Genomic DNA, 24,048 nt, shown 5'->3' on the forward strand with positions numbered 1-24,048 from the left:
CATAAGAGGAAATTCACAGAGCCGAATATTTTACCACCTGGCTGAGCCAAGGTGAATGATCTATTTAGATTGAACGGATCGTCATGGATCGGCTTTATAGATCTTAAGATCTTTATATAGATCTTCTTACTATGTTTACTATTAGGATCGACAAGATCTGTGTAAAACGCTAAAAATCCTTTTAAACCAATAGGTAGCGGATTTCTGATCCTGTGATCTGTGGGCGATCTAACGCAAAATAAGGTGGGGATAGATCGCATGGTTATCCACAGGGTGGATCTTTGGTCAGTTGAGGTGTTAATTAGTTCAACGGTAGATCAGATCTAAATAATACCTTATCCACAAATTTATTATTTTGGATCGTAATCTGTGGATAAGGATGATCTATTCTGTGTGCAATACAGGCTTTAGTCTGAATGACAGGATCTCACACCTGGTTCTGCCAATCAGATAACCAAGACAGGGCGGGCTCTTCAGGGACAGGATCCTGTTGAACATCGATCTGGATCTTATTCACAATGGCTTTGGCGCCAAGCTGTTCCATCTGCTCCACCAGCTGCTCAGGGCCCTGACAAAAAGTGTCATAGCTTGAGTCGCCGATTGCACATAAAGCGTACTTCACGTCTGTCAGATCCGGTTTTTGAGATTGGATCTGTGCCAGTAAAGGTTGAATATTATCTGGTAGATCTCCAGCCCCATGGGTTGAAGATACCAGCAGCCAAATAGCCTTTGGATCCAACTGGTCCAGATCCGGTGACAGATGAATTCTGGTTTCATGTCCTGCCTGTTCCAGTTGGGCCTCAAGTTCATCTGCAACATACTCACTGCCACCCAGAGTGGTGCCAACTAAAATCTCAAACGCGCTCATTTTGTTTCCTGTGTTACCTGGATTAATGGTCAACATCTTAGCCGAACTGCCCCGCCAGCCATAATGGGGAATTCTGGTCGGGGTTATCCCTGAGGGCGGATGCACCTGAACCTGAGTCGGGGTACACTTTGGCGATATGCTGGCTGTTTATTTAAATCAATGACTTCCGATTTTCATCTACCTATAGATGCCATCAAAGCTGAGTTTGAAACTCAGATAGAAGAACACCATATGGTGATTCAATCAGACACAGGTTCAGGGAAATCTACCCGATTACCTGTATGGGCGGCTGATGGTGGCAATCGTCGTGTGCTGGTGGTTGAACCCCGGCGGGTGGCCTGCGTGGCATTGGCTGACTTTCTTGGCAGTGATGAGATATGTCACCAACACGGGCTGAATGTCGGCTATGCCATCAGGTTTGAAAATCAGGTTACTCAGGACACTCAACTGGCATTTGTGACTCCCGGAATCGCGCTGAACTGGTTCGCTAATAACGGATTGGAAGACTTTGATCTGGTGATCATTGATGAGTTTCATGAACGGCGCTGGGACACAGATCTTTTGTTGGCGCTGCTGAGGCAACAGAGCCAGCACAGGTTATTGCTGACCTCAGCCACTATAGATGGCGAACGATTGGCGCAATACCTTGGTCAGAGCACCTGCTTGCTTAAGGCCCAGGGGAAAAGGTTCCATGTGGAACTTCGCTATTTGGCCAACGACAGTCAGCAACTGCCTGACGCCAGAGACTTGCCACTGAAGGTGCGCAGCGCGGTAGAGTCTGTGATCCCACACCTGGATGGGGATATTTTAGTGTTTCTGCCGGGTAAGGGGGAAATCAGCAAATGTGCGCAGCTACTCGGTGATCTGCCGCTGACCTGTATGCAGCTCCATGGTGGCTCAGATATAGATACCCAGCGGCAGGTACTGGCCAGAGGCCAGGGTTCCAGAGTTATCCTGGCGACCAATGTTGCGGAAACCTCGTTGACTATTCCTGGTGTCACTGTGGTGATCGACTCAGGTCTGGAGCGCAGAACCCACCAGCGAAATGGTAGAACAGTGTTGTCTCTGGCCCGTATTTCCCGGGCCTCAGCTGATCAACGTCTGGGACGAGCCGGTCGTGTCAGAGAGGGAGTATGCATTCGGTTGTGGGGGCAGCATGCGCCACTGGAAGCAAGAACGCCAGCTGAACTGCTGCGCGAAGAGTTGACTGAACCTATGTTGGCCGCAGCTGCTTGCGGTAAACTGCTGCAGCAACTTGAGTTTGTTGATGGGCTGAAAGAAAAAGCGCTGGCTGAAGCGCGCAGCAGACTGGAGACAATTGCTGCCATAGATGCTGGTGGAAAGATTACCGATCACGGCCGGGCCCTGTTTCCACTGCCTATTGATACTCAATTTGCTCACCTTATCAGTGCTATGGACGATGATGTCAGCAAAGGCATTATGGTGGACCTGTGCGCCGCCATGAGCCTGGGCAGAAGGTTGTGGCAGACGCCGTCATCAGTGGATGGCCTCAGAGAGTTGGCATTATGGGAACCTCTGGGGTGTGACGCTATGGCGATGATCAAATTGCTTCGCCGATCACCGCCTGAATTTCTCAATATTGATCTTCAGTTGCGCCGGGAGATCCGTCAGCTGGCCAATCAGATCCGCACGGTTGTTAATCTGCCACCTATGGAAACAGGGATCCCTGATGAAAAAGCCAGACAGACCTGGCTCTTTCAGGTGATAAAAGCTCTGCCGGAATTGACCTATGTGCAGCGCCAAACCCGGGATAACGCTTATGGAAATGGTCGTAATGAAGTTCAGGTGAGTCGGGAAGGCCGCTTTGCCGTGCTGGATGACAACCGTAAGGTTTATCCCGAAGCTGCAGTTGTGTTGGATCAGTTCTCACTGCCAGGCAGAGGTGTCAGACAAACCCTGAATATGGGGACCTGTATGGTGCCTGTCAGCTGGAGGCTGATAGCCGGGATGGAGCTTGGCAGTGAGCGTGTGGCACAGGAGCAACCTCATCCTGATAAAGGCTGCTTAATGGAGCGTATTTATGGCGGACGGGTTATCGCCAGCTACTATGCGCGGGTATCGGGTGCTCTGGCTGTTAAAGCGGCAGCACAGGCTATTATAAAAGGAGAGGTGATGCCCGGGCTGGCGGAAAAGCTGGCAGATGATCTCCAGGCCAGCGCTATCTGGCTGGCTTTACCCAGTGCCACGAGGAGCGAACTGTTGGCGGGTATGCCAGATCAGCAGAGTGATACATTGCCTGCATCTGATGTTGAAACTTACCTGGTATATAAGCTTCAGGATCTCGGCGTTGCCGAATTGGACGACCTTGGTTTGCTTGAATGGGAAGATCTGGAATTTGAGTGTATCCCGGACTGGTGCAGACAGAAATTTGATGAACTGTATCCCAGAGCTTTGGTGCTGCCCGAATTGAAGCTCAGAGTTGAATATGATGTCCGGTCAAAAAAGGTGGAAATTATTTATCAGGATGGCGCACGCAAGACCGACCCCAAACGCTGGGAACTCCCCAGATGGCAGGGGTGGAGAGTTCAGTATCGCAAAGCCAGCCGGGTAGTTGATATCAGGTAAGCCAATAAAAAAGGCCTGACAATGTCAGGCCTTTTTCGTTATTGCTCGCTGAGATGCCGGGCGTGGAATCTCAGGTGGTCCTCAATAAAGCTGGCGATAAAGTAATAGCTGTGGTCATAGCCGGGCTGCATACGGATAGTGACCGGATACTTGGTGTCGGCGGCCACCTTTGCCAGACTTTCTGTCTTGAGTTGTTCTGAGAGGAAGTTATCTTCCAGTCCCTGATCAACCAGAACAGGCATAGGTAATCTGCTTTCTTTCATCAGTTCAACGGCATCATATTGACGCCACAGACCTCTGTCTTCACCCAGATAGTGACTGAATGCCTTCTGTCCCCATGGCGCGTTAACCGGGTTACAGATAGGACTGAAAGCTGATGCCGAACAATAGCGCTCCGGTTCACGCAGCGCTATTGTCAGCGCGCCGTGGCCACCCATGGAGTGTCCTGCAATACTGCGCAGATCAGACACTGGAAAGTGAGTTTCCACAATTGCCGGCAGTTCATTTACCACATAGTCATACATGCGATAATGGCGATTCCAGGGCGCCTGTGTGGCGTTCACATAAAATCCTGCTCCCAGGCCCAGGTCATATTCACCATTGGGATCATCAGCCACACCTTCTCCCCTTGGACTGGTGTCCGGTGCAACGATAGCGATACCCAATTTGGCGGCCAGTCTCTGTGCTCCGGCTTTCTGCATAAAGTTTTCATCTGTGCAGGTCAGGCCTGACAGCCAGTAAAGAACCGGAACCTTATGACTGGCAGCCTGAGGAGGCAGGTAGATTGCGAACCTCATGCTACAGTTCAGTACTTTCGATTCGTGGGTGTACTGTTTATGCCAGCCATCGAAGCTCTTATTGGCACTTACCAGAAATAACGACATGCAAATCTCCCGGCCTACTCTGTTACTTATCCATATGAATCACGGTACGGATGCTTTCACCCTTGTGCATGAGTTCAAATGATTCGTTAATACCTTCCAGGCCCATAGTGTGGGTAATAAAGTCATCCAGCTTGAATTCGCCCGCCATGTAACGGTCAACGATTTCAGGCAGTTCTGAACGTCCCTTAACACCACCGAAAGCACTACCACGCCATACACGTCCGGTTACCAGTTGGAATGGACGGGTAGAGATCTCCTGGCCTGCACCAGCAACACCAATGATCACTGACTCACCCCAACCCTTATGACAACACTCAAGGGCGCTTCGCATCACGTTGACATTACCGATGCATTCGAAAGAGAAGTCCACGCCACCGTCAGTCATCTCAACGATCACTTCCTGGATTGGCTTGTCAAACTTGCTTGGGTTGATCAGATCAGTAGCACCCAGCTTCCTGGCCAGTTCAAATTTGGACTCATTGATATCTACGCCGATAATACGGCTGGCACCTGCCATGGTGGCACCGATAATGGCTGACAGACCAATGCCACCCAGACCGAAAATAGCAACGGTATCACCTGGCTGTACTTTGGCGGTTTTCAGCACGGCACCCATACCTGTGGTGACACCACAACCCAGCAAACACACCTCTTCAAGTGGTGCTTCAGGGTTAACCTTGGCCAGAGATATCTCAGGCAGGACTGTGTATTCAGAGAAAGTGGAACAACCCATGTAGTGGAAGATAGGTTCGCCATCTTTGTAGAAGCGGGAAGTACCATCCGGCATCAAGCCCTTACCCTGGGTTTCACGGATCTTCTGGCACAGGTTGGTTTTACCTGACTTACAGAACTTACACTCACCACATTCAGGGGTATAAAGCGGAATAACATGGTCACCAACGGCAACACTGGTTACGCCTTCACCGACCATTTCTACAATACCGCCGCCTTCATGGCCGAGAATGGCAGGAAATACACCCTCAGGGTCATCGCCTGACAGTGTGAAGGCATCGGTATGACAAACACCGGTAGCAACGATTCGAACCAGTACTTCCCCGGCTTTTGGCAGCATTACATCAACCTCTTCTACTGACAGAGGTTGGCCTGGGCCCCAAGCAATGGCGGCTTTGGATTTGATAAATTGGGCTGACATAGAAACTCCAGAAAGTGATTGCATAGACACACCAATCATTTGGTGGACGCAATAAGCAGAACAGACATTGTAATTACCATTTGCGAAGAGATAATCTACTTAGAACGCAAATAACTTTTACCCGGTAGCAACAATGATGAAGTGGGAAGGTGTCACTGAGTTTGTTTATGTAGTGGACGCTGGAAGTTTTACCTCTGCAGCCAAACAGTTGGGAATATCTACAGCTCAGGTGAGCAGGCAGGTTAATGAGTTGGAGAACCGCCTGAATACGAAATTGCTGTATCGAACAACCCGAAAAATCTCACTTACTGAAGAGGGACGTATCTTCTATCAGCACTGTCGTCAGGTGCTGGATGGGCTGGAAGATGCGGAGCGCGCCATCTCCAATTTACATATGTCACCCCAGGGCATTCTTAAGATGACAGCCCCAGTGATTTTTGGTGATCAATATGTCATGCCTGTGGTGCTGGATTATATGGAGCAGTACCCGGAAGTGGAGATCATTTGCGAGTTGACCAACCAGCCGCTGGATCTGGTTCATGGTGGCTATGATTTGGCTATCCGCCTTGGCCACCTTAAAGACTCTTCTATGATGGCCCGGCTGCTGACCAACCGAACTTTGCATGTATGTGCATCTCCTGAATATCTCAGCCGCCACGGTGCGCCCCATACGCCTAATGAACTGGCACAACACAATTGCCTGGTGGGTAATAACAGCCACTGGCGTTTTATGGAGGAGGGCAAACAAAGGGGGTTACGGGTTAAAGGGACCCTGAACTGTGGCAGTGGCAGTGTGCTGGTTGAAGCAGCAATAAGAGGGCTGGGGATTGTCCAGCTACCAGGATATTACGTGGATGCGGCGATAGCGGATGGTCGTCTGATTCCTTTGCTACAGGCGTATCAGGAGCCGAAAGAGGGGATTTGGGCTCTGTATCCCCATAACCGACATCAGTCCCTCAAAGTGAAGTTGCTGGTGGATATGCTGGCAGCACAACTGCTGAGTATCAGCCAATAGCGGAAATAAAAAACGGCCACAACAAGTGGCCGTTTTGATTTTTGATGACCGAGCTCAAGCCTGGAACTGACCCATCTGCTGTTGCAGTTCGGTGGCGCTGCCCGCCAGTTGCTTACTCTGGTTGGCCAGGGTAGATGCGGTGTTATTCAGGCTGGTGGCACTACTATGGACAGTATCCACATTCTGGTTAATCTCTCCCGCGACCACTCCTTGCTCTTCCGCCGCTGTTGCGATTTGGGCAACATTCTCATTGGCCTGTACCAACTGAACCGCCATTTCTGCCAGTAGTTTTTGAATTCTGCTGGTGGCCTCTGCACTCTCGGCGGCCTGATTTTGACAAGAGGTCATTGCCTGAGTTGTACTCTGGGAAGCGCCAATCAGACGGTTAATGGTTTCACTGATCTCTGTGGTGGACTCTTGAGTACGACTGGCCAGGGTACGAACTTCATCTGCAACTACTGCAAACCCTCTGCCCTGTTCGCCAGCCCGGGCGGCCTCAATGGCGGCGTTCAACGCCAACAGATTGGTTTGTTCAGAGATAGATTGAATGATGTTGACCACATCCTGAATGCCGGATACCCCACTTTGCAGTTCGCCAACCTGCTCATTGGTACTGGTCACCTTATGCACCAGATCTTCCATTTTCTGTTGGGTTCTATCCATTTCCGACTGGCACTGTGTGGCGTGACTGGCCGCTTCGTTAGTGCTGGCACTGGTGGTTTCGGCGTTCTCAGCAATATTGTTGATGGTAGAGCTCATCTGACTCATGGCGGATACCACCTGATCCAATTGCGTCAACTGTTTTTGAGCATCATGGGCCGTGTTATTACTGATAGTGGATATCTGACTGGCCAACTCATTGGATTGGGTAGAAGATTGTTTTGCTGATCCGACCGCTGACTGCAGCGCTGACAGCGTGCTGTTCAGAGTCGCACTCAGGGAAGCTATTTCGTCTTTTCCCTTATCGTCGAATCTTACCGTGAGATCGCCCTGGGAAACCTTCTTCAGCTTCTCACTCATCTCGTTGACCGGTTTGGTGATACTGCGTCCAACGGCGTTACTGATCAGCAACAGGACTGTGGCTGCGATAATGGTTTCTATAAGAGAGATAAAAGCATCCTGATAGAAGGCATTATCAATGTCCTGCAGCAGAGTGCCGGTACCGATAACCCAATCCCATTGAGGAAAGCTGGTGACGTAGGAGAGTTTGTGGGAGGAGTCGCCATTACTCTTTTCCCAGTAGTACTCGACAAAGCCTTTACCCTGATTACGGGCGACATTGGTCATGTCCAGAAACAGGGCATTGCCTTCGATATCTTTCTGGCCAGACACCAGAGTGCCGTTTAAGTTTGTTTGTTCAGGATGCATCAACATCCGGGTGTCTTTTGATAACACCCAGAAGTAGTTCTCACCACTGAACCTGAGTTCAGAGAGGGTTTGCAGGGCCTTTTGTTGGGCCTGTTCACCGTCTTCCTGGGCGTATTTCTCGACCAGTTTGTAGACAGTGTCTATTTGCGCCGACAACTGATTCCGACGTTCTTCATACGCCATGGAACGTTTGTCCAGTACCGCGTAAACTGAGACTGCTATCAGAATCAATACTGAAGTCACTTCCACCAACAACTGCTTCTGGCGGATATTCAATTGCCTTAGGTTCATTACTCACACTCCCTTTAACACTGTCTCAATAGCTTAGTAGACTGGTCGGGTATTTTTTGAATATTTAACTGAACCTGGTCGAAAGTTTGGGAAGTGGCGGGAAAATCCAGCCTAAAGCATGATAATCAGGCCATATCCCAATGATATGGCCTTGGTTTTTATAAGGATTACTTGCCTATACAGAAGGAGCTGAAGATTTTGCCCAGCAGGTCATCTGAGGTAAAGGTGCCGGTAATTTCAGACAGCGCCTGTTGAGTCATACGCAGCTCTTCAGCCAGCAGTTCTCCAGCCTGGAACACTTCAAGCTGCTCCTTACCTATTTGCAGGTGGTCGGCAGCCAGTTCCAGCGCTTCCAGATGGCGGCGACGGGCAATAAAGCCACCCTCCAGATTACTCTGATAACCCATCAGGGATTTCAGGTGCTGTTTGAGGCTCTCCACTCCCAGACCTGTTTTAGCTGAAATGCGGTAAACACTGTAGCCCTGTTCTTCGGTAGTCTCCAGTGACTCACCTGTCAGATCTGCCTTGTTACGCACCACAGTCACCCCTAGGTTGGCTGGCAGGCGATCAATAAAATCAGGCCAGATATCATGGGGATCTATGGCATCTGTGGTGGTGCCATCCACCATAAACAATACCCGAACAGCAGAATTGATTTCGCTCCAGGCGCGTTCAATACCAATTTGTTCAACAGTGTCTTCGGTATCACGCAGACCCGCTGTATCGATAATATGCAGTGGCATGCCATCCAGATGAATATGCTCACGCAGTACATCACGGGTGGTGCCAGCGATTTCAGTCACGATGGCTGACTCTTTACCTGCCAGGGCGTTCAGCAGGCTGGATTTACCGGCATTGGGACGACCGGCGATAACCACTTTCATCCCTTCACGAATAATTGAACCCTGTTTGGCACTGGCCTGCACTTCATCCAGCTTGTCGATAATGCGATACAGGGCGGCGGCAATCTTACCGTCAGACAGGAAATCCACCTCTTCATCCGGGAAGTCGATGGCGGCTTCTACATACAGACGCAGGTTGGTGACCTGATCCACCAGTTCATGGACCTCTTTGGAGAATTCGCCCTGAAGGGATTGCAGCGCGCTTTTGGCTGCCTGCTCGCTGGTGGCGTCAATCAGATCGGCAATCGCTTCCGCCTGCGTCAGATCCAGCTTGTCATTCATAAAGGCCTGTTCACTGAACTCTCCCGGGCGGGCGATACGGATACCGGTGACTTCCAATACCCGCTTAATCAGCATATCCAGTACGATTTGACCACCGTGTCCCTGAAGTTCCAGTACATCTTCGCCGGTAAAGGAGTTGGGGCCTTTGAAGTACAGGGCTATGCCCTGATCCAGCACTGTGCCGTCGGCGGCTTTAAAGTCGCAGTAATCAGCATAACGAGGTTTGGGCAGATGACCCAACAGTGCCTCTGCGGCGTCCGTCGCCTTTGGGCCTGAGATACGAATAATACCGACACCGCCGCGTCCGGGAGCGGTAGCCTGTGCCACGATAGTCTCTGTTGTCACGCTCAATTACCTGTATTGCTAAGGGTCTGTTGACCTTTAATGGTTGAGTTTTGCTCGCTCTAGACGCGCTTTAATCGCGACGCAAGGTGTGTCGCCTAGTGGGCCTAAGCAAATACCTTGCAACAAAGAGTAAAGCGCGTATAGCCGAGCCCTTCGGGCAGCGTTTGTCGTCGCTTTCTACTGCATTAACGCTCATTTATGTAGAGCAACTACACCTCAATCGCGTTGCTTTGTATAAAACAACGACAAAAAGCTGCAAAAACCATCTTCAAAGGTGAACAGACCCTACTAAAAGAAAAGGCGGCCATTGGGGCCGCCTTGTGTTCAAGCTTTAGCCTGGAGGCTTATTTTAAGCCTTTTTTCTCCAGCTGGGCATAAATAATCTTCTGCTGGATAATGGCAACCAGGTTACCTACCAACCAGTACAGAACCAGACCAGCTGGGAACCACAGGAAGAATACGGTAAATACCACTGGCATCCACTGCATCATCTTCACCTGCATAGGGTCCATGGTCGGAGCCATAGGCTGCATCTTCTGCATAACATACATTGATACACCCATCAGGATAGGCAGTACATAGTATGGATCCTGTACCGACAGGTCGTTAATCCACAGCATAAACGGCGCGTGGCGCAGTTCAACAGATTCCAGCAGTACCCAGTACAGAGCGATGAAGATTGGCATCTGCAACAAGATAGGCAGACAGCCACCCATAGGGTTAACTTTCTCTTTCTTGTACAGCTCCATCATTGCCTGACCCATCTTCTGACGGTCATCACCATAACGCTCTTTCATCTCCTGCAGCTTAGGTTGCAGGTTACGCATCTTGGCCATGGAGGTGTACTGAGCTTTGGTCAGCGGGTACAGAGCACCTCGTACAGTCAGGGTGATCAGGATAATCGCCACACCCCAGTTGCCAACGATGCTCTGGAAGAACATCAGCAGCTTGTAGATAGGTACAGCCAACCACCACAGGAAGCCGTAGTCCACTACCAGGTTCAGGGTTGGAGACAGTGCAGACAGAGCAGCCTGATCTTTAGGACCAACGTAGAACTTAGCTGCAACATTGTCAGTGGCACCTGGAGCAACTGTGAATACAGGCGTGCGGAAGCCAATGTTGGCTACACCATTGCTTTCACGGGTAAACAGGATGTTTTGCTCATTGGCCTGAGGCACCCAGGCTGACACAAAATAGTGTTGCAGCATGGCAACCCAACCGCCCTGGGTTTTTTCATCCAGATTGGCTTTGGCCATCTCATCAAAGTCATACTTTTCGTAGCGTTCTTTTTCAGTAGAGAAAGCGCCACCGCGATAAGTTGGCATCATCATGCTGGAGTCACTTGCACGCACGGTCTGCTTGATTTGACCATACATCTGAACACTCAGAGGTTCAGCAGAAGTGTTGTGAATACGGTAATCAACACCAACGTCGAACTCACCCTTACGGAAAGAGAAGATTTTGGTGAAGGTTGCGCCATTCTCAGCTGTGTAAGTCAGTGGCACGTCCAGGGTGTCGCCTGTCATTACATACTCAGTCTTGGCTGCGGTGAAGTGAGCACGACCGTTAACAGAGTCGATACCATTGGCACCAATCAGACCACTTTGGGCGATATAGGTGAAACCAGGGGTTTGCTCAAGCAGAACGAAAGGCTCATCTTTGCCCAGTTCCAGCTTATGGGACAGCAGAGCTGCATAAACGATGTCACCACCTACAGGATTGATTTTCACATCCAGCTGGTCGGTTTTAACCGTGATCAGGTCCTTTGAGGCAGTTACCGTTGCCGGTACTGATGCGTCCGATTCAGGAACATCGGTACTGTGTTGAACAGTTTGAGTGGCCACATTGGTCTGAGCCTGAGCTTGTGGCGCTTTATCTGCCTGCCACTGTTGCCACAGCAGAAAGCTGACAAACAGCAGACCGATCAGCAATATATTGCGTTGAGATTCCATAACCTTATTTATTACACCTGTCGTTTTTAGGGGGGACGGGATCACTACCGCCGGGATGTAAAGGGTGACATTTTAATATGCGTTTGATGGCAAACCAACTACCTTTCACAGTTCCGTGAATTCGGATGGCTTCAATAGCATAATTGGAGCATGTCGGAGTGAAACGACATCGAGGTCCCAGGAGGGGACTGATGAAAATTTGATAGCCGCGGATAACCGCGGTCGTCAGCCATTGTAGCGGCGAGAGAGTTTTCGCCATAGCTTTTCTATCAACTTGTTGAGCTCGGCATTTTCCATAGCCAAAACACCACCTCTGACCAGTACAACAATGTCAATCGGCGGCAACTCATGCTGATTCAAACGGAAACTTTCGCGGACCAGGCGTTTTACCCGGTTACGTTGGTTAGCACGTCGAACGTGTTTCTTTGCAACAGTCAGACCCAAGCGCGGATGGTTCTCCGAATTCGGAATGGCAAGCAAAGTTATTTCAGCAGAAGAGGCTTTGATAGGGTTGGAAAATACAGATTTGAATTGCGCGGGAGTTAACAGACGTAACTCCCGCGAAAAGGTGTAGCCAGTCACCTGAAGCTATGCTCCGATTAGGCAGACAGGCGAGCACGACCTTTGGCGCGGCGACGAGCCAGCACCTTACGGCCGTTGGCAGTAGCCATGCGAGCGCGGAAGCCGTGAGAACGCTTGCGCTTCAGGTTGCTTGGTTGAAAAGTACGTTTACTCATGATTTGGCAATCCGTCTTTATAGGTTAACGTTACCTTATCTCTATCGCCTTTAGCTTACAGCTAATAAACAGGCCAGAGGTAAGGACAAAAAAGAGGCCGAATTGTAATCACTTTAGGAAATGGCGTCAACACACATTACCCAGTCTTTGATTAATTCGCTCTGTGCCCACTTCGACCTTATTCAGATCAAAACACCACAAAGTGTGGATAACTCTGTGAAGAGCCACTACATCTGGTAGATCTCACCTCAAACGGTGTGATCGCGGGCCGGTGATTATAGATCAATAGCGATCGCTTTATAAAGCGGCTTTTATGGGGCTTGCAGCGATAAAAAGATCGCAGAAGATCTTGACTCCGGGCAGTGGATTTGTTTCTGCGATCTTGCTGTTGATAAATCGCTTTTAAGGATAGCGATCCTTTGGATCTCACTATAGAATAACCCCCTTTCGGTTGATCTTTTGGGGATAAGTTCAGTGGCTGTTTCGCTTTGGCAACAATGTATCGGTAGACTGCAGGATGAGCTTTCTGCACAACAATTCAGTATGTGGATTAGACCGTTACAGGCTGAAATGGAAGGCGATACTCTGGTGTTGTATGCACCAAACCGCTTTGTACTGGACTGGGTCAGAGACAAATACCTGAACATGATCGCTCAGTTTTTCACTGAGCAAATGGGTAACGATGCCCCAAAACTGCGCTTCGATATCGGCAGTCGCCCCTCTGCCCGACCAGCCACGCCTGCACCTGCTGCGGCGCGTCCAGCGACTGCTGCAGCCAAACCAACCACCTCATTTAACAGTGTTGAGCCTGTAGCGGCACCTGCCGGTCACCGCAGCAATATTAACCCCACCTATCAGTTCGATAACTTTGTTGAAGGTAAATCGAACCAATTGGGTAAGGCTGCTGCACTGCAGGTTGCCGAGAATCCGGGTGGTGCCTATAACCCCTTGTTTCTTTATGGCGGTACAGGTTTGGGTAAAACCCACCTGCTGCACGCAGTGGGTAACGGCATTATTAAGAACAACCCAAATGCCAAAGTGGTTTACATGCATTCTGAACGATTTGTTCAGGACATGGTTAAAGCACTGCAAAACAATGCCATCGAAGAGTTCAAACGCTACTACCGCAGTGTTGATGCGCTGTTTATCGATGACATTCAGTTTTTTGCCAATAAAGACAGATCCCAGGAAGAGTTCTTCCACACCTTTAACGCTTTGTTGGAAGGTAACCACCAGATCATTCTGACCTCTGATCGCTATCCAAAGGAGATCGACGGGGTAGAAGATCGTCTTAAGTCCCGCTTCGGCTGGGGCCTGACCGTTGCCATTGAACCGCCGGAACTGGAAACCCGGGTGGCGATTCTGATGCGCAAGGCTCAGGAGAGTGGTATTAACCTGCCCGATGAAGTGGCTTTCTTTATCGCCAAGCGACTGAGATCCAACGTCCGTGAACTGGAAGGCGCCCTGAACCGGGTTATTGCCAACGCCAACTTCACCGGTCGACCTATTACCATTGATTTTGTTAGAGAAGCGCTTCGCGACCTCTTGGCTCTGCAGGAAAAATTGGTCACTATAGACAATATCCAAAAGACAGTAGCTGAGTACTACAAGATCAAGATGGCAGATATGCTGTCCAAGCGTCGCTCCCGCAGTGTTGCTCGTCCACGCCAAATGGCGATGGCGCTGGCCAAGGAGTTGACCAACCAGAGCTTGCCGGAAATTGGCGACGCCTTTGGTGGACGTGACCATACAACGGTATTGCATGCCTGTCGCAAGATTGCTCAGCTGCGTGAAGAAAGCCACGACATTAAAGAAGATTACGCGAACCTGATCCGCACCTTGTCTTCCTAACATCGGGAACTGAAGATAATGAAATTTTCAATCGATAGGGATGCCCTGTTAAAGCCGCTTCAACTGGTGAGCGGTGCCGTAGAACGCCGTCACAACCTGCCTATTCTGTCTAACCTGCTGGTGGAAGTGAGTGCTAACTCGCTTAAGATGACCGGTACTGATCTGGAAGTGGAGCTGGTGGGCCAGGCTCAAGTCCATGGCGACATTCAGGAAGGCCGTACCACAGTGCCAGCCAAGAAGTTGCTGGATATTGTGAAGTCTTTGCCTGAGCAAACAGAACTCAAGATCGAGCAGCAGGATAACAAGTGGTTATTACGCTGTGGCCGCAGCCGTTTCTCTCTGGCCACTTTGCCTGCTGAAGAGTATCCAAACGTCGATGCTTTCCAGAGTGATATCGAATTTACCCTCAAGCAGGGCACTATCAAGTCTCTGATCGATGCCACTCAATTCTCCATGGCCAATCAGGATGTGCGTTATTACCTGAATGGTCTGCTGATTGAAACCGAGGGCAGTGTAGTTCGTGCTGTGGCGACCGATGGTCACCGTCTGGCGCTGAGCCACAGAGCCCTGGAAGTGAACCTGCCGGAAAAACAGGTAATCGTGCCACGTAAAGGTGTCACTGAACTGTCCCGTCTGCTGGACAGCGAAGATCAGGATATCCATATCGCCATTGGCGAGAACGCTATCCGCGCTACCACTGCGACCGCAGTATTCACCAGTAAGCTGGTTGATGGACGCTTCCCTGACTATCGTCGCGTGTTGCCAAAGGGCGGTGATAAGGTTGTGATTGCGACCCGCCAGTCGCTGAAACAAGCGCTGACCCGTGCATCTATCCTCTCCAACGAGAAGTTCCGCGGTGTGCGTATTCAGTTGGAACCTGATCTGCTGAAAATTACTGCCAACAACCCTGAACAGGAAGAGGCGGAAGAGATCATTGATGTTGAATATCAGTCCCAGCCACTGGAGATTGGGTTTAACGTTTCCTACCTGCTGGATGTGCTCAACAATCTGCGCAGCGAAGATGTCCGCATTACTTTGCTGGACGGCAACTCAAGTGCATTGATTGAAAACCACGTGGAAGAAGATTCCATGTACGTGGTGATGCCAATGCGTCTCTAGTTTAGGTAAACCGCCGGCCTGTGCCGGCGGTACTGTTTTCAGCACATGAGTCTTATTCGCCTCAAAATCGATACCTTTCGCAATATTGATTCAGCCCAATTGCTTCCCGGCGATGGGCTGAATTTGATCTATGGCCTGAACGGCAGTGGCAAAACCAGTATTCTGGAAGCCATCTACTTTCTGGGTATGGGTCGTTCCTTTCGTAGTCACCTTTCCCAAAGGGTGATAAACACTGATGCTGATCAGCTGACCGTGTTTGCCGTGATGCAGCACACCAGAGGTGAAGATAAAGTGGGTTTCCGCCGCAGTCGTAATGGCGATACTGAAGTCCGCATTAATGGCGACAAAGTTAAACGTCTGTCAGTGCTGGCTGAGACCCTGCCTATTCAGGTGATCACGCCTGAGAGCTTTTCTTTGCTGTTTGAAGGCCCTAAATCCCGTCGTCAGTTTATCGATTGGGGAGCATTTCATTCAGATCCCCATTTTTATCAGGCATGGACCAATACCCGCCGTATTCTCAAGCAGAGAAACCAGTTGCTCAGGGACGGATCTTCTTATTCCAATATCCAATTCTGGGACAGGGAATTGGTTCGCTATGCCGAGCAGGTAACATCCATCCGAAACGCTTATGTAGACTCGTTAAATGAGCTGTTAAAGGGTATAATCGGAGAGTTTTTACCACGGGTTTCTGTTAAGGTGTCTTTTACCCGTGGCTGGGACAGTAAAACGGACTTGGCTCAGTTACTTGAGACCCAATATCAACGTGATCTGTCACTGGGACACACAGTCAGTGGCCCCCATAAAGCAGACCTTCGTCTGCGGGTGGGAAATCTACCGGCACAGGACGCTCTTTCACGGGGGCAATTAAAGTTGCTGGTATGCGCGCTGCGCATTGCCCAGGGCAAATTGCTTAAACAGCAATCGGACAAAAACAGCATATATCTGGTGGACGATTTGCCATCAGAGTTGGACGCCGACCACAGGCGGCTGTTGTTGAAGCAATTAACCGATACCGGTGCTCAGGTGTTTGTTACCGCTATTGAACCTTCAGCCATAGTCGACTCGCTCCACCGGGCTCCAAGCAGGATGTTCCATGTGGAACACGGGCGTGTAACGCAAGTTGAATAAACGACGAGAGAATAATATGTCAGAGAATAGTTACGATTCTTCGAGTATTAAGGTTCTTAAAGGCCTTGATGCAGTACGTAAAAGACCTGGGATGTATATTGGTGACACCGATGATGGCACAGGCCTGCATCACATGGTATTCGAAGTAGTCGATAACTCTATCGATGAAGCTTTGGCTGGCCACTGTAGTGATATCACCATCACTATCCATACCGATGGCTCAGTGTCCGTACAGGATGATGGTCGTGGTATTCCGGTAGCCATTCACCCTGAAGAGGGCGTGTCTGCTGCCGAAGTGATCATGACTGTACTGCACGCCGGCGGTAAGTTCGATGACAACTCCTATAAGGTATCCGGTGGTCTGCACGGTGTGGGTGTTTCTGTAGTAAACGCCCTGTCTGAAAAACTGCAGCTGACTATTCGCCGTGAAGGTAAGGTTCACGAGCAGTTTTATACCCATGGTGTGCCTGATGCGCCAATCGCCGTAGTGGGCGAAGCGACTAAAACCGGTACCATGATCCGCTTCTGGCCAAGTCATGAGACCTTCTCTGACACACTGTTCCACTATGAGATTCTGGCCAAGCGTGTACGCGAGCTGTCATTCCTGAACTCAGGTGTGGGCATTCGTCTGGTCGACGAGCGCGACAACAAAGATGATTTCTTCAAATATGAAGGTGGTATCAGCGCCTTCGTTGAATACCTGAACCGCAACAAGACTCCGGTTAACAAAGACGTATTCCACTTCACCGCTGAGCGCGAAGAAGATGGTATTACCGTTGAAGTTGCCATGCAGTGGAATGACGGTTTCCAGGAAAACATTTACTGTTTTACCAACAACATCCCTCAGCGTGATGGTGGTACTCACCTGGCAGGTTTCCGTGGCGCTTTGACCCGTAACCTGAACAACTATATGGAGCGTGAAGGCTTCAATAAGAAGGGTAAGACCAACGCTACAGGTGATGATGCCCGTGAAGGTTTGACTGCCGTAATCTCAGTTAAAGTGCCTGATCCAAAGTTCAGCTCCCAGACCAAAGACAAGCTGGTATCCAGTGAAGTTAAAGGTGCAGTTGAGCAGACCATGGGTGAGCGTCTGAATGATTACCTGCTGGAAAACCCTGCTGACGCCAAGATGATTGTTGGCAAGATTATCGACGCAGCCCGTGCCCGTGAAGCTGCCCGTAAAGCCCGTGAGATGACCCGTCGTAAAGGCGCTCTGGATCTGGGCGGTCTGCCGGGTAAGCTGGCCGACTGTCAGGAGAAAGACCCTGGTCTTTCCGAAATCTACATAGTGGAGGGTGACTCGGCCGGCGGATCCGCCAAACAGGGCCGAAACCGTAAGAATCAGGCGATTCTGCCACTGAAAGGTAAGATCCTTAACGTAGAAAAAGCGCGCTTCGATAAGATGCTGTCTTCTCAGGAAGTGGCGACGCTGATCACTGCACTTGGCTGTGGTATCGGCCGCGATGAGTACGATCCGGACAAAACCCGTTACCACAACATCATCATCATGACGGATGCTGACGTCGACGGCTCCCACATTCGTACGCTGCTGTTGACCTTCTTCTTCCGTCAGATGCCTGAACTGATTGAGCGCGGTTATGTGTATATCGCCCAGCCACCTCTGTACAAAGTGAAAAAAGGTAAGCAGGAGCAGTATCTGAAAGATGAAGCTGCCCGTATCGAGTATCTGACTACTCAGGCACTGGATAACGCCAGCCTGTACTCTTCACCTGGTACCCCGGGTATGAGCGGTGAGCCACTGGAGCGTCTGGTAAACCAGTATCGCGAAGTGGAAAACACCATTGATCGCCTGTCTCAGCGCTACCCTGAAGTGGTTACTGACCGCATGATCTATCATCCTGCAGTGACTGTTGAGATGCTGAATGATGAAGCGACTATTGCTGCCTGGTGTCAGGCTCTGGTTGACGATCTGACCGAGCGTGAAAGCTCTGGTGTGTTGTACAGCGCAATGCCTGTGCTGGATCCTGAGCGCAATGTGTACCTGCCTCAGGTAACCATTCGTAAGCATGGTATCGATACTCACTATCTGTTCAGCTATGACTTTATCCAATCTGCTGATTACCAGCGTATTGTGAAGATGGGTCAGTCGTTGGATGGCTTGGTTGAAGATGGTGGCTATGTGCAACGTGGTGAGCGTACCAAAGAAGTAGACAACTTTGTTGATGCTCTGGACTGGTTGATGTCTGAATCCAAGCGTGGCCTGTATATCCAGCGCTATAAGGGTCTGGGTGAGATGAACCCTGAGCAGTTGTGGGAAACCACCATGGATCCTGAGCAGCGTCGTATGCTGCAGGTGACCATTGAAGATGCTATTGGTGCTGATCAGCTGTTCAATACCCTGATGGGTGACCAGGTTGAACCTCGTCGTGACTTCATTGAAGCCAACGCACTGAACGCGACTCTGGACGTCTAATACGCCCTCTTAAAGAAACCGGCCCAGTGCCGGTTTTTTTGTGTCTGCAATTTCTGAATGGCATCAAAAGTCTGACTTATACTTAAAACAAAGCCTGGATATATAACTAATCAGGAAGCCGAGCTTTGTTTAAAAAAATAATAAAATCCGTATTTAACCTACGGGATGAGCACGAGCTCAAAAATGAGAATGTGTTTAAAAGCAGCGAGCGAAAGGTGGTCGAGCAGCAAGCTAAAGAGGCGGTAAGGTCTCAGCCCCAGCAGGCACCTTCAACCAGCCAGACTCATGCTCAGACCAACCATATCGATGTCACCGCCCTGTTCTACAGCCTGTTGTTTCAGGCGGGTAGTGAGGACTCAGGAGGTGTGGCCAATACCCTCGAAAAACAGGTGATTGAAGCGGTAACCGAAGCACTGGCGTCGCCGCAGCAGATCGCCGACAACGTCTTGTCTCTGCCCAGTCGGCTGGTGGAGCTGGATAATCAACTAAAACACCCTGACACGGATATCGAGGGGATCCTTGCTTTGCTCCAGCAGGATCCCGTATTGAGTGTAGAGGTGCTTAAGTTGTGTAACTCTCCGGCATTTCGTCTCAGTCAAAAGGAGATCTCCGGGCTGCAGCAGGCAGTAGTTCAGCTGGGCCGGGAACAGATCCGCCAGATGGTAGCATCCTGCATGGTCAAGGAGATGATGGATATCAAGCCCATCTATTTTCGCCGCTTTGGGGCGCAAATCTGGCGCCACTCTCAGCAGGTTGCCTGGTTGGCGGGGCAGTTTGCCGACCGGGAACAGGCGGATGATGCCTTTATGATTGCGTTGGTGCACGACGTTGGCAAGATAGCGATATTTAAGATGCTGCTTGATGCATTTGCCCAATCAGAGCAGGGGGAACAACCCTGTTCGTCTCTGTTCCGTCAGGTGATGACGGCCCGCAGTCTGACGCTCAGCGCTGTTTTGGCCAATTGCTGGCACCTGCCTGAGACTATTACCGAAACATTGTCGCAGTTGGCTGCTGTTGATGGTCAGCCAGAAGAGGGGATATCTCTGGTTATCTGGCGTGCCAACCTGGTGAGTGAGCTCTACATGCTTAATGAGTCCGGCAAGTTGGAACCCAATGTGCTGACGGCATTGCAACAAAGGGCCGGGGTGACCCCCGAGGAATTTGATGCGCTCAGTGTTCACTTGAAACAGATACAGTAAATAAAAAAACGCGCCCTTGGGCGCGTTTTTCTTTAGTGGATAACCAGTTATCGCTAATCGGTCATCAATAATCTCATTGATAGCGATTATTGCAGCAGAGAGATATCGGCTACGTGCAGGAACTGCTCACGCAACTGATTCAGTAGCGCCAGACGGTTGTTACGCAGAGCCATATCATCAGCCATTACCATCACGTCTTCGAAGAAGGCGTCAACGGCATCGCGCAGGCTGGCCAGCAGAGTCAGCGCCTGCTGGTACTCACCGGCAGCAAACAGTGGTGCCAGCTGTGGCTGCAGTTCTGTCAGCTTGGCAGCCAGAGCTTGCTCAGCTGCTTCGGTCAACAGTTCAGATTTAATCTCAGTTGGCAGTTCGCCTTCCACCTTGGCCAGAATGTTGGAAACACGCTTGTTAGCTGCTGCCAGTGCCAGAGCCTCATCCATGGTACGGAAGTGAGCTACGGCCAGGATACGGGCATCAAAGTCAGCCGGGCGGGTTGGACGACGTGCCAGTACAGCCAGGATAACGTCAGTGCTGATACCTTTGTCCTGATACCAAGCGCGGAAACGGGCCATCAGGAACTCCAGCACCTCTTCAGCGGCATTGGCGTTGGTGAGGCTGTCACCGTGCAGCTCAATACCTTTGGAGATCAGGTCAACCAGATCCAGTGGCAGCTTGTTGTCTACGATAATACGCAGCACACCAATGGCGGCACGACGCAGGGCAAATGGGTCGGCAGCGCCTTTAGGTGCCTGGCCAATACCAAAGATACCTGTCAGGGTATCCAGCTTCTCAGCCAGGGCTACTGCGCAGGAAACGCCGGCGGTCGGTACGGTATCACCGGAGAACTTAGGCTTGTACTGCTCTTCCAGTGCCACTGCTACGGCTTCAGTTTCACCGTCCAGACGGGCATAGTGCATACCCATGGTGCCCTGGGTGTCGGTAAACTCCATCACCATATTGGTCATCAGGTCTGCTTTGGACAGCAGGCCTGCGCGCTCAGCGTCTGCCTGGTTGGCATCAATACCAGCGGCAATAAAGCCAGCCAGTTTGGAGATACGTTCAACACGGGCTTTCAGGGTACCCAGCTTCTGCTGGAATACCACGGTTTCCAGGCTGGCCAGACGGGATTCCAGAGTCTGCTTCTTGTCGGTGTTGAAGAAGAACTCAGCATCGGCCAGACGTGGACGAACAACCTTCTCGTTACCAGAGATAACCTGCTGAGGATCTTTGGAAATGATGTTGGATACGAAGATAAAGTTAGGCAGCAGCTTGCCTTCCTTGTCGAACACAGGGAAGTACTTCTGGTCACCCTTCATGGTATAAACCAGGGCTTCGGCAGGAACCGCCAGGAACTTGTCTTCAAAAGAGGCGGTCAGTACCACTGGCCATTCAACCAAAGAGGTCACCTCTTCCAGCAGATCTTCTTCGATATTCGGGATACCGCCAATCTGCTGTGCCGCTTTCTCGGCGTCTGCTTTGATAATGGCTTTACGGGCTTCGTAGTCAGCCATGACCTTGCCACGCTCCAACAGGGCTGCCAGATAGTTATCAGCATGATCCAGTTCGAAGCTGGACTCGCCCATAAAGCGGTGACCGCGTACGGTACGAGCTGACTCAATACCCAGCAGTTCGCCAGCGATCAGCTCATCACCCATCAGCATAGTGACAGTGTGAACAGGGCGGATAAATTGGGTCTTGTTGGAACCCCAACGCATAGGCTTGGGGATTGGCAGTTTGTCCAAGGCACGCTGCGCCATGGCTGGAACCAGAGTCTTGGTTTCTGCACCTTCAACTTTGGCGCGATATACCAGCCATTCACCTTTATCTGTCGCCAGGCGCTCAGCCTGATCAACACTGATGCCGTTACCACGGGCCCAGCCCTGAGCGGCCTTGGTTGGGTTACCTTCAGCGTCAAACGCGGAGCTGACAGCCGGGCCGCGTTTTTCAACAATCTTGTCTTCCTGAGCCAGTGCCAGACCGTCGATTTTCAGTGCCAGGCGACGGGGAGCGGCAAACCACTGGCTGTTTTCAAACGCCAGATCAGCCTTGTTCAGCTCTTCGGTGAAGTTGGCCAGGAAAGATTCAGCCAGTGTACGCAGAGCTTTTGGTGGCAGTTCTTCAGTGCCGAGTTCAATCAGCAGGTTTTGATATTTCATTGATATTACCTCTACTTACACATTGGGAAGCCCAGTGCCTCACGGGACTGGTAATAAGCTTCTGCCACGGCTTTTGCCAAGGTACGTACGCGCAGGATATAGCGCTGACGCTCAGTCACAGAGATTGCGTGACGGGCATCCAGCAGGTTGAAAGCGTGAGAGGCTTTCATCACTTGCTCGTAGGCTGGCAGAGGTAATGGAGTTTCCAGAGACAGCAGGTGCTGACACATCTTTTCGCACTCGTCGAATACCTGGAACAGGAAGTCCACGTTGGCGTGCTCGAAGTTGTAAGTAGACTGTTCTACTTCGTTCTGGTGGAACACATCACCATAGGTAATGCGACCCATGGGACCGTCGGTCCATACCAGATCATAAACACTGTCTACGCCTTGAATATACATAGCCAGGCGTTCCAGACCATAGGTGATTTCGCCGGTTACCGGAGAGCATTCCAGACCACCTACTTGCTGGAAGTAAGTGAACTGAGTCACTTCCATACCGTTCAGCCAAACTTCCCAGCCCAGACCCCAGGCTCCCAGAGTAGGGGATTCCCAGTTGTCTTCCACGAAGCGAATATCGTGTACCTGAGTGTCGATACCCAAAGCTTCAAGAGAGCCCAGGTACAGTTCCTGAATATTGTCAGGAGAAGGCTTAAGGACTACCTGGAACTGGTAGTAATGCTGCAGACGGTTAGGGTTGTCACCATAACGACCATCGGTAGGACGACGGGAAGGCTGCACATAAGCGCTGCTCATTGGCTCAGGGCCCAGAGAACGCAGGAAGGTTTGCGGATGGAATGTACCAGCACCCACTTCCATGTCTAAAGGTTGGACAATGGCACAGCCCTGCTGCGCCCAATATTCCTGCAGGGTCAGGATGAAACCCTGGAATGTTTTCACGTCGTGTTTGCTAGTCATATTACTGCTGTCAGGCTGAATATAGAAAATGGTTCAGATTATACCTTGTGGACGGAGTCTTATGTAGGTTAATTTTTAACGGATTAGCCCACAAATCCTGTGTTGGGCAGAGGGAGTTCTCTCAACTTTTGTTTGTCACAGAGTTGCTCCCCTTAATGGTCTGGAAAGTTTCACAAGGAGCCGGAATGTCAGAGTTGAAGCGTTGCACCTGGGTAAGCAGTGATCCTCAATATCTGGAATATCACGACATAGTTTGGGGTCGACCTGTTTATGATGACCGGGAGCTGTTCGCCAAGCTCTGTCTTGATGGTCAACAAGCTGGGTTATCATGGTTAACCATACTAAAGAAACAAAAGAACTATGAGCAGGCTTTTGCTGATTTTGATCCGTACAAAATAGCTCAATTCGACCAGAATAAGGTGGAGGAGTTACTCCAGAATCCGGGAATAGTACGTAACCGTCTAAAGGTTAATTCCATTATTAAGAATGCCAGAGCTTATGTTGCCTTTGTGGATGGTGGCAATGACTTCGGTAAATTCCTGTGGGATTTTGTCGGCGGTAAGCCTATTCAAAATAGTTTCAGCCGAGATGATGCGCTGCCAGCACAAACACCAGAGTCTGAGGCAATGTCAAAAGCACTGAAGAAGCTTGGGTTTAATTTTGTTGGCCCCACTATTGTTTATGCTTTTATGCAGGCAGTCGGGATGGTGAACGATCATCTGATTGATTGCCACTGCTACCAGGAGTGCAAGGCCTTGGGTAAAGATTGAGAATTTGGGTCTGCTGAGGTCAGCTGAATCTGAGTCCGGTTTACAAAATAAAAGGAGTGTTCCACGTGGAACACTCCTTTTTTGTTTACAG

The 24,048-nt window shown here is 50.4% G+C and carries 19 protein-coding genes; 8 read left to right on the forward strand and 11 right to left on the reverse strand.

What is annotated here, in order from left to right:
• Positions 1 to 427: 427 nt before the first annotated feature.
• On the reverse strand, positions 428 to 868 hold the full coding sequence (mioC, locus tag ACFOE0_RS22550) for an FMN-binding protein MioC (RefSeq protein ID WP_248937744.1): 441 nt from the start codon (positions 866 to 868) through the stop codon (positions 428 to 430).
• 159 nt (positions 869 to 1,027) lie between these two features.
• Between mioC and ACFOE0_RS22555 the strand changes: the two genes are divergently transcribed.
• The gene (locus tag ACFOE0_RS22555; protein ID WP_248937743.1) at positions 1,028 to 3,454 is read left to right on the forward strand and encodes a helicase-related protein; all 2,427 of its coding nucleotides are present in this window, start codon (positions 1,028 to 1,030) and stop codon (positions 3,452 to 3,454) included.
• A gap of 38 nt (positions 3,455 to 3,492) precedes the next feature.
• Here ACFOE0_RS22555 and fghA read toward each other — a convergent pair whose 3' ends face one another.
• On the reverse strand, positions 3,493 to 4,338 hold the full coding sequence (gene fghA / locus ACFOE0_RS22560) for an S-formylglutathione hydrolase (protein WP_248937742.1): 846 nt from the start codon (positions 4,336 to 4,338) through the stop codon (positions 3,493 to 3,495).
• A 22-nt stretch (positions 4,339 to 4,360) separates the two neighbouring features.
• Positions 4,361 to 5,491: an S-(hydroxymethyl)glutathione dehydrogenase/class III alcohol dehydrogenase gene (locus ACFOE0_RS22565; RefSeq protein ID WP_115138919.1), complete on the reverse strand. Its 1,131-nt coding sequence runs from the start codon at positions 5,489 to 5,491 to the stop codon at positions 4,361 to 4,363.
• Between the two features lie 133 nt (positions 5,492 to 5,624).
• On the opposite strand from ACFOE0_RS22565, the gene ACFOE0_RS22570 reads away from it, so the two are divergent.
• The gene (locus ACFOE0_RS22570; RefSeq protein ID WP_248937741.1) at positions 5,625 to 6,506 is read left to right on the forward strand and encodes a LysR family transcriptional regulator; all 882 of its coding nucleotides are present in this window, start codon (positions 5,625 to 5,627) and stop codon (positions 6,504 to 6,506) included.
• 54 nt (positions 6,507 to 6,560) lie between these two features.
• On the opposite strand, the gene ACFOE0_RS22575 is transcribed toward ACFOE0_RS22570, so the two are convergent.
• From ACFOE0_RS22575 to rpmH, 6 genes are all read right to left on the reverse strand, one after another.
• Positions 6,561 to 8,165: a methyl-accepting chemotaxis protein gene (locus tag ACFOE0_RS22575; protein ID WP_248937740.1), complete on the reverse strand. Its 1,605-nt coding sequence runs from the start codon at positions 8,163 to 8,165 to the stop codon at positions 6,561 to 6,563.
• A 167-nt stretch (positions 8,166 to 8,332) separates the two neighbouring features.
• A complete protein-coding gene (gene mnmE, locus ACFOE0_RS22580) occupies positions 8,333 to 9,694 on the reverse strand; it encodes a tRNA uridine-5-carboxymethylaminomethyl(34) synthesis GTPase MnmE (RefSeq protein ID WP_248937739.1) in 1,362 nt (453 codons plus the stop codon).
• 344 nt (positions 9,695 to 10,038) lie between these two features.
• Positions 10,039 to 11,646, reverse strand: a complete 1,608-nt coding sequence (yidC, locus tag ACFOE0_RS22585) for a membrane protein insertase YidC (protein ID WP_248937737.1) — start codon at positions 11,644 to 11,646, stop codon at positions 10,039 to 10,041.
• Positions 11,647 to 11,650: 4 nt separating this feature from the next.
• Positions 11,651 to 11,905: a membrane protein insertion efficiency factor YidD gene (gene yidD / locus ACFOE0_RS22590; protein WP_115138924.1), complete on the reverse strand. Its 255-nt coding sequence runs from the start codon at positions 11,903 to 11,905 to the stop codon at positions 11,651 to 11,653.
• Positions 11,872 to 12,228, reverse strand: a complete 357-nt coding sequence (rnpA, locus tag ACFOE0_RS22595) for a ribonuclease P protein component (protein WP_115138925.1) — start codon at positions 12,226 to 12,228, stop codon at positions 11,872 to 11,874. The genes yidD and rnpA overlap by 34 nt, the downstream gene beginning before the upstream one ends.
• A gap of 17 nt (positions 12,229 to 12,245) precedes the next feature.
• Positions 12,246 to 12,383: a 50S ribosomal protein L34 gene (gene rpmH, locus ACFOE0_RS22600; protein WP_011758135.1), complete on the reverse strand. Its 138-nt coding sequence runs from the start codon at positions 12,381 to 12,383 to the stop codon at positions 12,246 to 12,248.
• Between the two features lie 474 nt (positions 12,384 to 12,857).
• Between rpmH and dnaA the strand changes: the two genes are divergently transcribed.
• The 5 genes from dnaA to ACFOE0_RS22625 all read left to right on the forward strand — a co-directional run bounded on the left by dnaA (position 12,858) and on the right by ACFOE0_RS22625 (position 20,114).
• Entirely contained in the window at positions 12,858 to 14,234 is a 1,377-nt protein-coding gene (dnaA, locus tag ACFOE0_RS22605; RefSeq protein WP_248937736.1) for a chromosomal replication initiator protein DnaA, read from the forward strand.
• 18 nt (positions 14,235 to 14,252) lie between these two features.
• Entirely contained in the window at positions 14,253 to 15,353 is a 1,101-nt protein-coding gene (dnaN, locus tag ACFOE0_RS22610) for a DNA polymerase III subunit beta (RefSeq protein ID WP_248937735.1), read from the forward strand.
• 45 nt (positions 15,354 to 15,398) lie between these two features.
• On the forward strand, positions 15,399 to 16,481 hold the full coding sequence (gene recF / locus ACFOE0_RS22615) for a DNA replication/repair protein RecF (RefSeq protein ID WP_248937734.1): 1,083 nt from the start codon (positions 15,399 to 15,401) through the stop codon (positions 16,479 to 16,481).
• A gap of 16 nt (positions 16,482 to 16,497) precedes the next feature.
• Positions 16,498 to 18,915, forward strand: coding sequence for a DNA topoisomerase (ATP-hydrolyzing) subunit B (gene gyrB, locus ACFOE0_RS22620; protein ID WP_248937733.1), 2,418 nt, complete (start codon positions 16,498 to 16,500; stop codon positions 18,913 to 18,915).
• A 125-nt stretch (positions 18,916 to 19,040) separates the two neighbouring features.
• Positions 19,041 to 20,114 carry an HDOD domain-containing protein gene (locus ACFOE0_RS22625; protein WP_248937732.1) on the forward strand — a complete coding sequence of 358 codons (1,074 nt, stop codon included), beginning with the start codon at positions 19,041 to 19,043 and terminating at the stop codon, positions 20,112 to 20,114.
• A gap of 86 nt (positions 20,115 to 20,200) precedes the next feature.
• Here ACFOE0_RS22625 and glyS read toward each other — a convergent pair whose 3' ends face one another.
• Positions 20,201 to 22,270 carry a glycine--tRNA ligase subunit beta gene (gene glyS / locus ACFOE0_RS22630; protein WP_248937731.1) on the reverse strand — a complete coding sequence of 690 codons (2,070 nt, stop codon included), beginning with the start codon at positions 22,268 to 22,270 and terminating at the stop codon, positions 20,201 to 20,203.
• Between the two features lie 11 nt (positions 22,271 to 22,281).
• Complete coding sequence (glyQ, locus tag ACFOE0_RS22635) at positions 22,282 to 23,187, reverse strand: glycine--tRNA ligase subunit alpha (protein WP_115138931.1); 906 nt, start codon at positions 23,185 to 23,187, stop codon at positions 22,282 to 22,284.
• Between the two features lie 185 nt (positions 23,188 to 23,372).
• Here glyQ and ACFOE0_RS22640 point away from each other — a divergent pair, with 185 nt between their 5' ends.
• Positions 23,373 to 23,957, forward strand: coding sequence for a DNA-3-methyladenine glycosylase I (locus tag ACFOE0_RS22640; protein ID WP_248937730.1), 585 nt, complete (start codon positions 23,373 to 23,375; stop codon positions 23,955 to 23,957).
• Positions 23,958 to 24,048: the final 91 nt, after the last annotated feature.

Origin of the sequence: Shewanella submarina (genome assembly GCF_042646185.1) — a bacterium.
GTDB lineage: Bacteria > Pseudomonadota > Gammaproteobacteria > Enterobacterales > Shewanellaceae > Shewanella > Shewanella corallii.

Coding starts and splice junctions, on each gene's coding strand:
- ACFOE0_RS22555 (WP_248937743.1), top strand. CDS start 1,028: ATGACTTCCGATTTTCATCTACCTATAGATGCCATCAAAGCTGAGTTT.
- ACFOE0_RS22640 (WP_248937730.1), top strand. CDS start 23,373: ATGTCAGAGTTGAAGCGTTGCACCTGGGTAAGCAGTGATCCTCAATAT.
- glyQ (WP_115138931.1), bottom strand. CDS start 23,187: ATGACTAGCAAACACGACGTGAAAACATTCCAGGGTTTCATCCTGACC.
- ACFOE0_RS22565 (WP_115138919.1), bottom strand. CDS start 5,491: ATGTCAGCCCAATTTATCAAATCCAAAGCCGCCATTGCTTGGGGCCCA.
- rpmH (WP_011758135.1), bottom strand. CDS start 12,383: ATGAGTAAACGTACTTTTCAACCAAGCAACCTGAAGCGCAAGCGTTCT.
- dnaN (WP_248937735.1), top strand. CDS start 14,253: ATGAAATTTTCAATCGATAGGGATGCCCTGTTAAAGCCGCTTCAACTG.
- fghA (WP_248937742.1), bottom strand. CDS start 4,338: ATGTCGTTATTTCTGGTAAGTGCCAATAAGAGCTTCGATGGCTGGCAT.
- yidC (WP_248937737.1), bottom strand. CDS start 11,646: ATGGAATCTCAACGCAATATATTGCTGATCGGTCTGCTGTTTGTCAGC.
- ACFOE0_RS22575 (WP_248937740.1), bottom strand. CDS start 8,165: ATGAACCTAAGGCAATTGAATATCCGCCAGAAGCAGTTGTTGGTGGAA.
- ACFOE0_RS22570 (WP_248937741.1), top strand. CDS start 5,625: ATGATGAAGTGGGAAGGTGTCACTGAGTTTGTTTATGTAGTGGACGCT.
- yidD (WP_115138924.1), bottom strand. CDS start 11,905: ATGGCGAAAACTCTCTCGCCGCTACAATGGCTGACGACCGCGGTTATC.
- glyS (WP_248937731.1), bottom strand. CDS start 22,270: ATGAAATATCAAAACCTGCTGATTGAACTCGGCACTGAAGAACTGCCA.
- gyrB (WP_248937733.1), top strand. CDS start 16,498: ATGTCAGAGAATAGTTACGATTCTTCGAGTATTAAGGTTCTTAAAGGC.
- recF (WP_248937734.1), top strand. CDS start 15,399: ATGAGTCTTATTCGCCTCAAAATCGATACCTTTCGCAATATTGATTCA.
- mioC (WP_248937744.1), bottom strand. CDS start 868: ATGAGCGCGTTTGAGATTTTAGTTGGCACCACTCTGGGTGGCAGTGAG.